Below are 12,711 nucleotides of genomic sequence, written 5' to 3'. Positions count from 1 at the left end.
TCCCGGGCCCCCGCCAGGAAGGCCTCCTTGGGCATCCAGTCCGCCTCGTCCCCCAAAGGCGCGGCAAACCGGGGGCGGAAGTAGTCCACGAGGCTCAGGCCCCCGCCCTTCTGCCGGGGAAATTGGAAGCGCTCCAGGACCTCCCCCGTCTCCGGGCTGAAGACCCAAAGCTCCTCCCCCTCCCGGGCCGCGGGGAAGAAGCCGTAGCGCACCCTGGGGACAAGCCAGCCCTCCTCCTGGGCTTCCTTTAGGAGGCGGCGGAAGTGGGGCTCCGCCTCCCGCTCCACCAGGGCCTGCCACGCCTCCCGGGAAAGCCCTTTCCGGCTGTACCCCCACTGCCCCCGGTAGAGGGCCAGCTTGTTCACGTAGTGGGCGATGGTGGCGAGGTCCAGCCCCTCCTCCACCCGCACCCCGAAGAAGGGGGGCTTGGGGACGGCGGGGGCCTCCCCCACGGGACGGGAGCGGGGCGCCACCTTGGGGGCCTCCCGCTTGGGCTTGGGCGGGGCCTTCCGGGTGAGCTCGGGAGGGGCCTGGCCCGTGAGCTCCTCCATGAGCCTCAGGCCCTCAAAGGCGTCCTCGGCGTAGTAGACGTTGGGGTAGATGGCCCTTAGCTCCTCCACGTAGCTCCGGGTGAGGGCGGCCCCGCCCAGGATCACGGGGAGGGTGTAGCCCCGGTCCCGCATGTACTCCAGGTTCTCCTTCATCACCAGGGTGCTCTTCACCAAAAGGCCCGACATGCCCACGGCGTGGGGCTTGTGCGCCTCCACGGCCTTCAGGATCTCCTCAATGGGCACCTTGATGCCCAGGTTCACCACCCGGTAGCCGTTGTTGCTGAGGATGATGTCCACCAGGTTCTTGCCGATGTCGTGCACGTCCCCCTTCACCGTGGCGAGGACCAGGGTGCCCTTGCCCTCCCCCCTCTTCTCCATGTGGGGCTCGAGGTAGGCCACCGCCCGCTTCATCACCTCGGCGGCCTGGAGGACGAAGGGAAGCTGCATCTTCCCCGCCCCGAAGAGGTCCCCCACCTCCTTCATCCCCGCAAGGAGGGGGCCGTTGATGAGGTCCAGGGGCTTGTGCCCCGCCCTCAGGGCCTCCTCCAGGTCGGCCTCGAGGCCCGCCTTCCTCCCCTCCACCACCCGGCGCTTGAGCCTTTCCAGGAGGGGAAGGGCGAGGAAGGCGTCCTCCTTCTTCCCCGGGTCCTCCTGGTGGGCCTCAAAGTAGGCCATGAAGGCGAGGAGGGGGTCGTACCCCTCCCGCCTGCGGTCGTAGATGAGGTCCAGGGCGAGGGCGTAGGCCTCCTCGGGGATCTGGCTTATGGGGAGGATCTTCCCCGCGTCCACGATGGCCGCGGTGAGGCCCCTTTTCCTCGCCTCGTCCAGGAAGACGGAGTTGAGGACCCGCCTCGCCCGGGGCTTGAGCCCGAAGGAGACGTTGGAGACCCCGAGGACGAACCCCACCCCGGGAAGCCTCTCCCTAAGCTCCTCCATGGCGAGGAGGGTCTCCTTGGCCAGGGGGCGGCTTTCCTCGTCCCCTTGGGTGATGGGGAAGGTGAGGAGGTCAAAGAGGAGGTCCTCGGGGCGGAGGCCGTGGTGCTCCGTGAGGCGCTCGTACATGCGGAGGGCCACCCGCACCTTCTCCTCCCGGGTCTTGGCCATCCCCTTCTCGTCAATGGCGAGGACCACCAGGGCCGCCCCGTGGGCCTTGGCCAGGGAGGCCACCCGGTCAAAGCGCTCCAGGCCGTCCTCCAGGTTGGCGGAGTTCAGGAGGACCCGGCCCGGGAGGTGCTTGAGGGCGAGCTCCATGGCCTCGGGGGAGGTGGAGTCCACCATGACGGGAACGGTAAGGGCGGTGGCAAGGCTTGGAAGGAGCCACCTGAGGTCCTCAAGCTCGTCCCGCCCCGTCCAGGCCACGCTCAGGTCCAAGGCGTGGGCCCCCTCCTCCACCTGCTCCCGGGCGAGGGCCAGGATGCCCTCGAGGTCGCGGGCAAAGAGCATCTCCCGGAAGCGCTTGCTCCCCGTGGCGTTGAGCCTCTCCCCCACGAGGAACAGGCTCGCCTCCTGCCGCAAGGAGACCGCCTGGTACAAGGAGGCCACCTGGGGGGGGAAGGTCTTGGGCCTTGGGCGTACGGAAAGCCCCCGCACCGCCTCGGCCACCTTCCTGATGTGCTCAGGGCCCGTGCCGCAGCACCCCCCCACGGCGTTCACCCCGTACTCGGCCACGAACTTGAGGTGCCACCGGGCGAGCTCCTCGGGGGTGAGGTCGTAGACCACCCTCCCCCCCTCGTTCCGGGGGAGGCCGGCGTTCGGGAGGCAGGACACGAAGCGGGTGCTCTGCTCGGCGAAGTAGCGCACCTTGCTGTCCATGAGGTCGGGGCCCGTGGCGCAGTTCATCCCCACCACGTCTATGGGGAGGCTTTCCAGGGCCGCCAGGGCCGCCTGCTCGTCCGTGCCCACGAGGAGGGTACCCGTGGCCTCAAAGGTCACCTGGACCTGGAGGGGCACCTCCCGGCCCACCTCGGCCATGGCCTCCCGCGCCGCGAGGACGGCGCAGCGCACCTGGAGGATGTCCTGGGCCGTTTCCAGAAGGATCAGGTCCACCCCGCCCCTTAGAAGCCCCCTGGCCGCCTCCTTGTAGGCCCGGTAGAGCTCGTCCCAGGAGATCTGGCCCAGGGAGACGAGCTTGGTGCCCGGGCCCAGGGCCCCCGCCACGAAGGCCCCGTAAGGGTCGGCGGCTTCCCGGGCAATCCTCGCCCCGAGGAAGGCGAGTTCCTCCGCCTCCTCCCCCAGGCCGTACTCGGCGAGGACATGGCGGAGCGCCCCGAAGGTGTTGGTCTCGATGACCTCGGCCCCGGCCTCGAGGTAGGCCAGGTGGACCTCCCGCACCACCTCGGGCCGGGTGCGGTTCAGGACCTCGGGGCAGCCGAAGTAGGCCTCCCCGCCGTAGTCCTCGGGGGTGAGGTCCTTTTTCTGGAGCTCGGTGCCCATGGCCCCGTCAAAGACCAGGGGCCTTTCCAGAAGGGCCTTGAGGTAGGGGAACTTCTTTGCCCGGGCCTCCTTGTTGTAGCCGAGGCGCACCAAGGGGGCGTCCCCCCAGCCCGCCCCCCCGAGGTGGTGGCGGCAACCGGGGCTACAGGCGTGGACCTCCACCATATCCCGCTAGTGTAGCGAAAAAAGGGGGGATATGCTAGGCCCATGGACCCCTTCGGCATCCTCTACACCGACCTCTACCAGCTCACCATGGGCCAGGTCTACTTCCGCGCGGGCCTCCACGAGCGGGAGGCCCTCTTTGAGGCCTTCTACCGGAAAAACCCCGACTACGGGGCCCACCAGGCGGGCTACGCCGTCTTCGCCGGGCTGGACCCCCTCCTAGGCTGGATGGAGGAGGCCCGCTTCGGCGAGGAGGAAATCGCGGCCCTCCGCGGGCTAAAAAGCCGCTCGGGGAAGCCCCTCTTCGCCGAGGACTACCTCCGCTACCTGAAGGCCATGGGGGGGTTTTCCGGCCTCACCCTGAGGGCCCTCCCCGAGGGGCGGGTGGCCCACCCCCAGGTGCCCCTGGTGAGCGTGGAGGGCCCCCTCCTCCAGGCCCAGCTCCTGGAGACCGCTCTCCTGAACCGCCTGAGCTACGAGACCCTCATCGCCACCAAGGCGAGCCGGGTGCGGGAGGCGGCGGGGGAGGCGGTGGTCCTGGAGTTCGGCCTCCGCCGCGCCCCCTCTAAGGGCGGGGAGAGCGCCACCCGGGCGAGCCTCATCGGAGGGGCGGACCGCTCTAGCGCCGTGAGCCTCTCCCACCTCCTGGGCCTCCCCTCCTCCGGCACCCACGCCCACAGCCTGGTCCAGGCCTTCCTGGCCCTGGGCCACTCCGAGGAGGAGGCCTTCCGGGCCTTCGCCGAGGTCTTCCCCGACGACACCATCCTCCTTCTGGACACCGTGGACACCCTCCACTCGGGCCTGCCCCACGCCATCCGGGTCTTTGAGGACCTGAGGCGCAAGGGACACCGCCCCGTGGGGGTGCGGATAGACTCCGGGGACCTGGCCTACCTCGCCATCCAGGTGGCAAGGGAGCTAGACCGGGCGGGCTTCCCCGAGGTCCTGGTCGTGCTTTCCGGGGACTTGGACGAGCTCGTCATCTGGCAGATCAAAAGCCAGATCCTGGAGGAGGCCCCCCGCTACGGGGTGGACCCCGACCACCTCTTGAGGCGCCTGGTCTACGGGGTGGGGACGAGGATGGTGGTCTCCTGGGGCTACCCCGCTTTAGGCATGGTCTACAAGCTGGTGGCGGTGCGGGAGAACGGCACCTGGGCCCCGGCCATGAAGATCTCGGACTCCCTGGAGAAGGTGCTGAACCCAGGGCACAAGCGGGTCTTCCGGGTCTACGACGGGCGGGGCCTCGCCACCGCGGACCTTTTGGCCCTGGCCGAGGAGGAGGTGCGGGAGGACGCCCCCCTCACCCTCCGCCACCCCACGGACCCCACCAAGAGGCGCACCTTGAGGCCCGGGGAGTTCACCCTCGAGGCCCTCCTGGAGGAGGCCTTCCGCGGGGGAAAGCGCCTTTTCCCCCCTGTTCCCCTAAGCGCCCTCAGGGAGAGGCGGGACCGGGACGTGGCCCTCCTGGACCCCGGGGTGCGGCGGCTCGTGAACCCCCACGTCTACCACGTCTCCCTCACGGAGCGGCTTTTCGCCCTGAAGGAGGAGCTGGTGCGAAGGCTGGAAGGCGCTTAGGAGGCCTGGCGGAGCTTGGCCTCCTCCAGGGCCTTCAGGGGGTTGTCCAGGTGGGGGAGGTCCACCACGAGCTCCCGCACCCCGCTCCCCGGGGCCTCAAACATCAGGTCCACCATGGCCTTCTCCAGGATGGCCCTGAGGCCCCGCGCCCCGGTGCCCCGCTTGAGGGCGCGCCGGGCCACCTCCTTGAGGGCCGCCTGGGTGAAGCGGAGCTCCATCCCCTCCATGCGGAAGAGCTCCTGGTACTGCTTCACCAGGGCGTTCTTGGGCTCGGTGAGGATGCGCACCAGGTCGTCCTCGGAAAGGGGGTGGAGCTGGACGATGAGGGGGGCCCGCCCCACGAACTCGGGGATCATGCCGAACTTCACCAGGTCCTCGGGGATGACCTCGAGGGGCTCCTCCCGCTCCTTCCGCCCCCCGGTGAAGCCGATGGCCGTCTGGCCCACCCGGGCCTTGACGATGTTCTCCAGCCCCTCAAAGGCCCCGCCCAGGATGAAGAGGATGTTCTTGGTGTTCACCGGGATGAACTCCTGGTGGGGGTGCTTCCTCCCCCCCTGGGGCGGGACGTTGGCGATGGTCCCCTCAATGATCTTCAGAAGGGCCTGCTGCACCCCCTCCCCGGAGACGTCCCGGGTGAGGGAGGGGTTTTCCGACTTGCGGGCGATCTTGTCGATCTCGTCGATGTAGACGATCCCCATCTCCGCCCGCTCCACATCGAAGTCGGCGTTCTGCAAAAGGCGCAGGAGGACGTTCTCCACGTCCTCGCCCACGTACCCGGCCTCGGTGAGGGTGGTGGCGTCGGCGATGGCGAAGGGCACCTCCAGGAAGCGGGCCAGGGTCTCGGCGAGGAGGGTCTTGCCCGTGCCGGTGGGGCCGATGAGGAGGATGTTGCTTTTGCCGATCTCCGCCTCGGGGTGGAGGAGGCGCTTGTAGTGGTTGTAGACCGCCACGCTTAGGGCCCGCTTCGCCGCCTCCTGCCCCACCACGTACTGGTCCAGGTGGGCCTTGATCTCCTGGGGCTTGGGCAGGCGGCTTGGCCCCTTGGGGGCGGAGCGCCCCTCCTGGGCCAGGATCTCCTGGGCCCGCTCCACGCAGTCCTCGCAGATGTAGACGTCCTCAATGGGGCTTTCCAGAAGCCGCCCCACCTCGGGAGGCCGCCTCCCGCAGAAGCTGCAATGGGGCCTAGGCTTCCTCACGGGTCACCACCTGGTCGATGAGGCCGTACTCCAGGGCCTCCTGGGCCGAGAGGTAGTAGTCCCGGTCCGTGTCCTTCTCCACCTTCTCCAGGGGCTGGCCGGTGTGCCTGGCCAGGATCTCGTTGAGGAGCTTCTTGGCCTTCAGGATCTCCTGGGCCTGGATGGCGATGTCGCTGGCCGTGCCCCGCACCCCGCCCCAGGGCTGGTGGATCATCACCTTGGAGTGGGGCAGGGCGTAGCGCCGCCCCTTCTCCCCCGCCGCCAGGATCACCGCGGCCATGCTGGCCGCCAGGCCGATGACGATGGTGGACACGGGGGCCCGGACGAACTGCATGGTGTCGTAGATGGCGAGGCCCGCGTCCACCTCGCCCCCGGGGGAGTTGATGTAGAGCTTGATCTCCTGGTTGGGGTTCTGGGCGTCCAGGAAGAGGAGCTGGGCCACGATGGTGTTGGCCACCTGGGCGTCTATGGGGGTACCCAGGAAGATGATGCGGTCCTTGAGGAGGCGGGAGTAGATGTCGTAGACCCGCTCCCCGCGGGCGGTCTGCTCAATGACGTAGGGGATCACCATACCGCCTCCCATTGTAGCGGCAAGCCCTGGGGGAAAACCCCCCTGGGCCACCTTAGGGGAGCTCGGCCAGGGCCAGGCGCAGGGCCTTTTCCTGGAGGTAAGCGGCCTTTAGCGTTTCCAGGCCACGCTCCCCGAACTCCTCCTTTAGCTCCGGGACGCTGAGCCCGTAGGAGCGGGCCACCCCTTGGAGGTAGGCCTGCCACTCCTCCTCCGTGAGCCCGGGACGAAGCTCCTCGGCGAGCTTCTTCTTGGCCAGGGAGCGGCGGACCTCCTTCAGGGCCTCCTGGCGGAGCTCCTCCTTGAACTTCGCTAGCTCCCCCTTCGCCTCCAGGGCCTCGAGGTAGGCCTCGAGGTTCACCCCCTTTTGGTAGAGGTCCTTGGCCAGGCGCTCCAGGAGGTGGCGCTCCTCGGCCTCCAGCATGGAGGGGGGGATCTCGGCCTCCAGGCCCTCGGCGAGCTTCTCCAGGAAGGCCCGCTCCCTGGCCTCCTGGTACTGGGCCTCCGCCTGGCGCAGGAGGCTTTCCCGCACCTTGGCCCTGAGGTCCTCGAGGCTTTCCGCCTCCAGGGTCTTGGCGAACTCCTCGTCCAGCTCGGGGAGCTCCAGGGTCTTCACCGCCAGGACCTCGGTCCTCACCTCCCGCACCTTCTCGCCCTTTTCGTTCAGCACGGGGACCGGGACCACGTCCCCCGCCTTCTTGCCGAGGAGGGCCTCCCGCACGTGGGGCAGGGCCTTGGAGAGGTCAATGGGAAACTCCACCCCCTCCTCGGTGCGCACGTAGACGTGGTCCTCCTCCTGAGCCTCCCGCTCCACGGGGACAAGCTCGGCGTAGCGCTGGCGAAGCTCCTCCAGGGCCCGTTCCACCATTTCCTCGGTGACCTCGGGGCGGGGGACCTCCAGGGCGAAGCCCCGCCAGTCGGGAAGCCTCACCTCGGGGTAGTTCTCCACCTCGGCCACGTAGCGGAAGCCCTCCCCTTCCCGAAGCTCCTCCTCCACCACCCGGGCCGCCACGGGAAGGAGCCCAAGCTCCCGCACCGCCTTGGGGTAGGTCTCCTCCACCAGGCGCTCCTTGAGGTCGGCCATGAGCTCCTCCCGCCCCAGGCGCGCCTCCACCACCTTGAGAGGGGCCTTGCCCGGGCGGAAGCCCGGGATCCGCACCCGCCTCGCCAGGTCCTTGAGCAGGGCCTGGTAGCTGGCCTCCACCTTCTCCGCCGGGACCTCCACCCGGACCCTAACCAGATAACCGGAACGCTCCAGGATCTCCGCCACGCCTCACCTCGCCAGAAAAGGGGACCCCGCCCGGGTGGTGCGAGGAGCGGGACTTGAACCCGCACGGGTTGCCCCACCGGATCCTAAGTCCGGCGCGTCTACCGGTTCCGCCATCCTCGCAAGGGAGGGCGAGGCCCCCCTTTAAAATACCACCCCCCTCGGGGTGGCGGGATTGGGGTGAGCGATGGGACTTGAACCCACGACCCCCGGATCCACAGTCCGGTGCTCTGACCAGCTGAGCTACGCTCACCACGCTCAGCATCCGCCATTCTACGGGGCTACTTCCCTTGCGTCAAGGCCTGGAGGCCGCCCTCGAGGCTCATGGCCTCGTAGCCTTCGGCCTCCAGGTAAAGGGCGGCCACCTGGCTCAGGAGGCCCTTCTCGCAGACCAGGAGAAGGGGGACCCGGGGCAGGCCGTGCTCTCCCTTTTGGATCTTCTCCAGAGGAATCCACTCCGCGGGGAAGGGCAAGGGCGTGTGCCGCTTGTCCGGGGGGCGGACGTCCACCGCTTTCACCCCGGCCTGGAGGAGGGCGGGAAGCTCCTCGGGGCGGACCTTGCGCATGGGGCCAGTATAGCCCAAGGAGGCCCCGGCCCTCCCGCAAGATTATGCACTTTCACCCCGATATATGGTATAACTTGGCGTCCCCCGCCTCTTGTGCTAAGCTCATCCCTCGGGTACGCGATGCCGCCGAGAAGAGACCTCAAGAAAATCCTCATCGTCGGTTCCGGGCCCATCACCATCGGGCAGGCCGCGGAGTTTGACTACTCGGGCACCCAGGCGGTGAAGGCCTTAAGGGGGGCGGGGTACGAGGTGGTCCTGGTGAACTCCAACCCCGCCACCATCATGACCGACCCCGAGCTCGCCGAGCGCACCTACATCGAGCCCCTCACCCTGGATTCCCTGGAGAAGATCCTGGCCAAGGAGGCCCCCGACGCCCTCCTCCCCACCCTGGGGGGGCAGACCGCCCTCAACCTGGCCATGGCCCTCCACGAGGAGGGCATCCTGCAAAAGTATGGCGTGGAGCTCATCGGGGCCAAGGCCGAGGCCATCCGGAAGGGGGAGGACCGGGAAGAGTTCCAGAAGGCCATGCGGCGGATCGGCCTCGAGGTGCCCCGGGGCCGGATGGTGGGGAGCGTGGAGGAAGGCCTCCGCTTCGCCCGGGAGGTGGGCTTCCCCGTGGTGGTGCGCCCCTCCTTCACCCTGGGGGGCACAGGAGGCGGCATCGCCAAGGACGAGGCGGAGCTAAAGGAGGTCCTGGGGCGGGGCCTCCTCCTCTCCCCCGTGCACACCGCCTTGGTGGAGGAGTCGGTCCTAGGCTGGAAGGAGTTTGAGCTTGAGGTGATGCGGGACCACGCCGACACCGTGGTCATCATCACCAGCATCGAAAACCTGGACCCCATGGGGGTCCACACCGGGGACTCCATCACCGTGGCCCCGGCCCAGACCCTCTCCGACGCCGAGTACCAGCGCATGCGGGACGCCGCCAAGGCCATCATCCGGGAGATCGGGGTGGAGACGGGGGGGTCCAACATCCAGTTCGCCCTCCACCCCAAGACGGGGCGGATGGTGGTCATCGAGATGAACCCCAGGGTCTCCCGCTCCTCGGCCCTCGCCTCCAAGGCCACGGGCTTCCCCATCGCCAAGATCGCCGCCCTCCTCGCCGTGGGCTACCGCTTAGACGAGCTTCCCAACGACATCACCCGCAAGACCCCGGCCTCCTTTGAGCCCACCATTGACTACGTGGTGGTGAAGATCCCCCGCTTCGCCTTTGAGAAGTTCCAGGACCTCCCGAACACCCTTGGCAAGCTCACGGACGAGCTTTCCACCCAGATGAAAAGCGTGGGGGAGGTGATGGCCATGGGCCGCACCTTCAAGGAGGCCCTAAAGAAGGCCCTAAGGGGCCTGGAGCGGGACGTGAGGGCCCTCGCCGGGGTGAGGACGGAGGACCTGGAGAAGAAGCTCTACCCCAACCCCGACCGCATCTACGCCGTCATGGAGCTCCTTAGGCGGGGGATGCCCGTGGAGGAGCTCTACCAGGCTACCCGCATTGACCCCTGGTTCCTCCACCAGATGAAGGAGATCGTGGAGGCCGAGGAGTGGCTCAAGACCCACCCCCCCAAGGACCGGGAGGACTACCGCTTCTACAAGGCCCTGGGGCTTCCCGACCGGAGGATTGGGGAGCTTCTCGGGAAGAGCGAGAAGGCGGTGCGGGAGGAGAGGAAGGCCCTCGGGGTGGCGCCCGTCTACAAGACCGTGGACACCTGCGCCGCCGAGTTTGAGGCCTACACCCCCTACCACTACTCCACCTACGAGCTGGAGGACGAGGTCTGGCCCTCGGAGAAGCCCAAGGTGGTGATCCTGGGCTCGGGGCCCATAAGGATCGGCCAGGGGGTGGAGTTTGACTACGCCACGGTCCACGCCGTCTGGGCCCTGAAGGAGGCGGGGTTTGAGACCATCATGGTGAACTCCAACCCCGAGACGGTCTCCACCGACTACGACACCGCGGACCGCCTCTACTTTGAGCCCCTGACCCTGGAGGACGTCCTGAACCTGGTGGAGCACGAGAAGCCCCTGGGGGTCATCGCCACCCTGGGAGGGCAGACCCCCTTGAGGCTCGCCCGGGGCCTGGAGGAGGCCGGGGTGAGGCTCCTCGGCACCCCCTTTAGCGCCATCCACCTGGCGGAGGACCGGGAGGCCTTCCACGCCCTCTGCCAGAGGCTCGGCATCCCCCAGCCCGAGGGCCGGGTGGCCCAAAGCCCCGAGGAGGCCCTGAGGCTCGCGGAGGAGGTGGGCTTTCCCCTCCTGGCGAGGCCGAGCTACGTCCTGGGCGGGCGGGCCATGCGGGTCCTCTGGGGCCTCGAGGACCTCGGGCGCTACCTGGAGGAGGTCTACGAGCCCCTCCAGGAGAAGCCCTCCATCCTCCTGGACCGCTACCTGGAAGGGGCCATAGAGCTGGACGTGGACGCCCTCTCCGACGGGGAGGAGGTGATGATCGCCGGGGTGATGGAGCACGTGGAACGGGCCGGGGTCCACTCCGGGGACTCGGCCACGATCCTCCCCCCGGTCCACGTGCCGGAAGAGGCCTTGCGCAAGGTGCGGGACTACACCCGAAGCCTGGCCTTAGGCCTTGGGGTGCGGGGGCTTCTCAACGTCCAGTACGCGGTGCTCGGGGAGGAGGTGTACGTCCTCGAGGCCAACCCCCGCGCGAGCCGCACCGTGCCCTTCGTGTCCAAGGCCATCGGGGTGCCCCTGGCCAAGCTCGCCGCCCTCGTGGCCGTGGGCAAGACCCTGAGGGAGCTCGGCGTCCGGGACCTGGACCCCACCCCGCCCTACTACGCGGCGAAGGAGGTGGTCATCCCCTGGATCAAGTTCCCCGGGGTCATCCCGGTCCTGGGGCCGGAGATGCGCTCCACCGGGGAGAGCATGGGGATAGACCGGGACCCGTACCTCGCCTACTACAAGGCGGAGCTTGGGGCCGGGCAGCGCCTTCCCCTCTCGGGCCGGGTGCGGTTCATCGGGGAGGGCCTGAAAGACCTCGTGGCCCTCTACCGGGAGGCGGGCTTCGCCCTCACCGAGGGGGAGGACTACGACCTCCTCATCAGCCCCGTCCCCCACCCCGAGCTCAGGCGGGCGGTGGAGCGGGGCCTCCCCTTCGTCACCACCCGGGAGGGGGCCTGGTGGAGCCTGAAGGCCATCCTGCGGGCGAGGGAAGGGAGCCTGGAGGCCCAGAGCCTGCAGGACTGGCACCGGGTGTACAATGAGGTTCAATGAAGCTCGTCATCGCCATCGTGCAGGACACGGACGCCCCCGGCCTCACCAAGGCCCTCTTGGAGCGGGGCCTCCAGTCCACCAAGCTCGCCTCCACCGGGGGGTTCTTGCGGGAGGGGAACACCACCCTCCTCATCGGCCTCGAGGACGACCGGGTGGAGGAGGTCCTGGACCTCATCCGGGAGAAGTGCCGCACCCGCACCCGCCTGGTGACCCGGGGCCTGCCCCTCTCCGAGGCCCCCGACCCCTTCCTGGCCCAGCCCGTGGAGGTGCAGGTGGGCGGGGCGGTGGTCTTCGTCCTGCCGGTGGAGGGGTTCTTCCGGGTATGAGGCCCTTTTGGCTCCTGCCCCTGGTGGGCCTCGCCCTGGCCCAGGTGGGAAGGCCGGTGGAGGAGTTCCAAAAGGCCCTGGGCCCTCTCCCCCCCGGGGCCCGGGTGGAGGTGGAGGCCAAGGGGGGCCGCCTCCTCGCCGCACGCTACCTTGGCCCCGAGAACGCCCCCTTCCTGGCCCGCCTCCTGGAGAAGGCCACGGGGCTCGGGTACGGAGGGCCCTTCCTGGACTGGTACGGGAAGAACCGGGGAGCCCTTTGGGGAAGGCGCCTCACCCTGGGCCTGGGGGAGGAGTTCACTCTGGAGCTCGCCCTGGGGGAGGAGGTCTCGGCCCGGGTGGCCCCGCGGGAGGTCCCGGAAGGGGCCTTCGGCCAGGACCGGCTGGTCCTGGGGGAGAAGGGGCCCTTCCTCCGGGTCTTCTCCGACTTCCAGTGCCCCTTCTGCCGGCGCCTGGCCCGGGAGGTGCTCCCGGCGCTGAAGGCCCGCGCGGCCCGGGGCGAGGTGCGGGTGAGCTACCGCCACTTTCCCCTAAAGGAGATCCACCCCGAGGCCCTCCCCGCGGCCACCGCCAGCGAGTGCGCCCACCGGCAGGGGGCCTTCTGGCCCTACCACGACCTCCTGATGGCGGGAAGGCTAGGGGACTACCTGGGCCTCGCCCGGGCCCTGGGCCTAGAGGAAGGGGCCTTCGCCCGCTGCCTCAAGGACCCCTCGGCCCAGGCCCCCGTGGAGGCGGACCGGGCCCTGGCCCTAAGGCTCGGCCTCCGGGGCACCCCCACGGTCTTCGCCGGGCCCTACCGGGTGCCGAACCCCTTTGACCTGAAAAGGGTGCTGGACTACCTGGAGCTCGCCCGCTAAAGTGGG

General features: G+C 69.0%; 9 protein-coding genes and 2 tRNA genes. 4 read left to right on the top strand and 7 right to left on the bottom strand.

Features of this window, described 5'->3' with window-relative positions; genetic code table 11:
• On the bottom strand, positions 1–3,149 hold a 3,149-nt coding region (gene metH / locus AC01Y6_RS06080; protein WP_476670712.1), incomplete at its 3' end, for a methionine synthase.
• Positions 3,150–3,191: 42 nt separating this feature from the next.
• Here metH and AC01Y6_RS06075 point away from each other — a divergent pair.
• Positions 3,192–4,718, top strand: coding sequence for a nicotinate phosphoribosyltransferase (locus AC01Y6_RS06075; RefSeq protein WP_428721943.1), 1,527 nt, complete (start codon positions 3,192–3,194; stop codon positions 4,716–4,718).
• On the opposite strand, the gene clpX is transcribed toward AC01Y6_RS06075, so the two are convergent.
• The 6 genes from clpX to AC01Y6_RS06045 form a co-directional block, all read right to left on the bottom strand.
• Entirely contained in the window at positions 4,715–5,914 is a 1,200-nt protein-coding gene (gene clpX / locus AC01Y6_RS06070; protein ID WP_428721944.1) for an ATP-dependent Clp protease ATP-binding subunit ClpX, read from the bottom strand. The two genes, AC01Y6_RS06075 and clpX, sit on opposite strands and share 4 nt — an antisense overlap.
• Entirely contained in the window at positions 5,901–6,485 is a 585-nt protein-coding gene (gene clpP / locus AC01Y6_RS06065) for an ATP-dependent Clp endopeptidase proteolytic subunit ClpP (protein WP_347241477.1), read from the bottom strand. The genes clpX and clpP overlap by 14 nt, the downstream gene beginning before the upstream one ends.
• A gap of 52 nt (positions 6,486–6,537) precedes the next feature.
• On the bottom strand, positions 6,538–7,752 hold the full coding sequence (tig, locus tag AC01Y6_RS06060; RefSeq protein WP_428721945.1) for a trigger factor: 1,215 nt from the start codon (positions 7,750–7,752) through the stop codon (positions 6,538–6,540).
• A 35-nt stretch (positions 7,753–7,787) separates the two neighbouring features.
• Positions 7,788–7,872, bottom strand: a tRNA-Leu gene (locus AC01Y6_RS06055).
• A 53-nt stretch (positions 7,873–7,925) separates the two neighbouring features.
• A tRNA-His gene (locus AC01Y6_RS06050) sits at positions 7,926–8,002 on the bottom strand.
• A gap of 28 nt (positions 8,003–8,030) precedes the next feature.
• Complete coding sequence (locus AC01Y6_RS06045; RefSeq protein WP_347241474.1) at positions 8,031–8,315, bottom strand: rhodanese-like domain-containing protein; 285 nt, start codon at positions 8,313–8,315, stop codon at positions 8,031–8,033.
• Positions 8,316–8,435: 120 nt separating this feature from the next.
• Here AC01Y6_RS06045 and carB point away from each other — a divergent pair, with 120 nt between their 5' ends.
• Genes carB through AC01Y6_RS06030 form a run of 3 tightly spaced genes read left to right on the top strand, consistent with a single transcriptional unit; the run spans position 8,436 to position 12,705 of the window.
• Positions 8,436–11,525 carry a carbamoyl-phosphate synthase large subunit gene (gene carB, locus AC01Y6_RS06040; protein WP_476670710.1) on the top strand — a complete coding sequence of 1,030 codons (3,090 nt, stop codon included), beginning with the start codon at positions 8,436–8,438 and terminating at the stop codon, positions 11,523–11,525.
• Positions 11,522–11,851 carry a cyclic-di-AMP receptor gene (locus tag AC01Y6_RS06035; protein WP_347241472.1) on the top strand — a complete coding sequence of 110 codons (330 nt, stop codon included), beginning with the start codon at positions 11,522–11,524 and terminating at the stop codon, positions 11,849–11,851. Before carB ends, AC01Y6_RS06035 begins: the two co-directional genes overlap by 4 nt.
• Positions 11,848–12,705, top strand: coding sequence for a DsbA family protein (locus AC01Y6_RS06030; RefSeq protein ID WP_476670709.1), 858 nt, complete (start codon positions 11,848–11,850; stop codon positions 12,703–12,705). Before AC01Y6_RS06035 ends, AC01Y6_RS06030 begins: the two co-directional genes overlap by 4 nt.
• The last annotated feature ends 6 nt before the right edge of the window (positions 12,706–12,711 follow it).

This window comes from Thermus sp., assembly GCF_056332225.1.
Note: the sequence above shows the minus strand (reverse complement) of the source record. Positions and strands in the feature narration are given on the sequence as shown.

What these genes read in the sequence shown, in the direction of transcription:
- AC01Y6_RS06030 (WP_476670709.1), top strand. Translation starts at nt 11,848, where the DNA reads ATGAGGCCCTTTTGGCTCCTGCCCCTGGTGGGCCTCGCCCTGGCCCAG.
- clpP (WP_347241477.1), bottom strand. Translation starts at nt 6,485, where the DNA reads ATGGTGATCCCCTACGTCATTGAGCAGACCGCCCGCGGGGAGCGGGTC.
- AC01Y6_RS06075 (WP_428721943.1), top strand. Translation starts at nt 3,192, where the DNA reads ATGGACCCCTTCGGCATCCTCTACACCGACCTCTACCAGCTCACCATG.
- AC01Y6_RS06035 (WP_347241472.1), top strand. Translation starts at nt 11,522, where the DNA reads ATGAAGCTCGTCATCGCCATCGTGCAGGACACGGACGCCCCCGGCCTC.
- AC01Y6_RS06045 (WP_347241474.1), bottom strand. Translation starts at nt 8,315, where the DNA reads ATGCGCAAGGTCCGCCCCGAGGAGCTTCCCGCCCTCCTCCAGGCCGGG.
- carB (WP_476670710.1), top strand. Translation starts at nt 8,436, where the DNA reads ATGCCGCCGAGAAGAGACCTCAAGAAAATCCTCATCGTCGGTTCCGGG.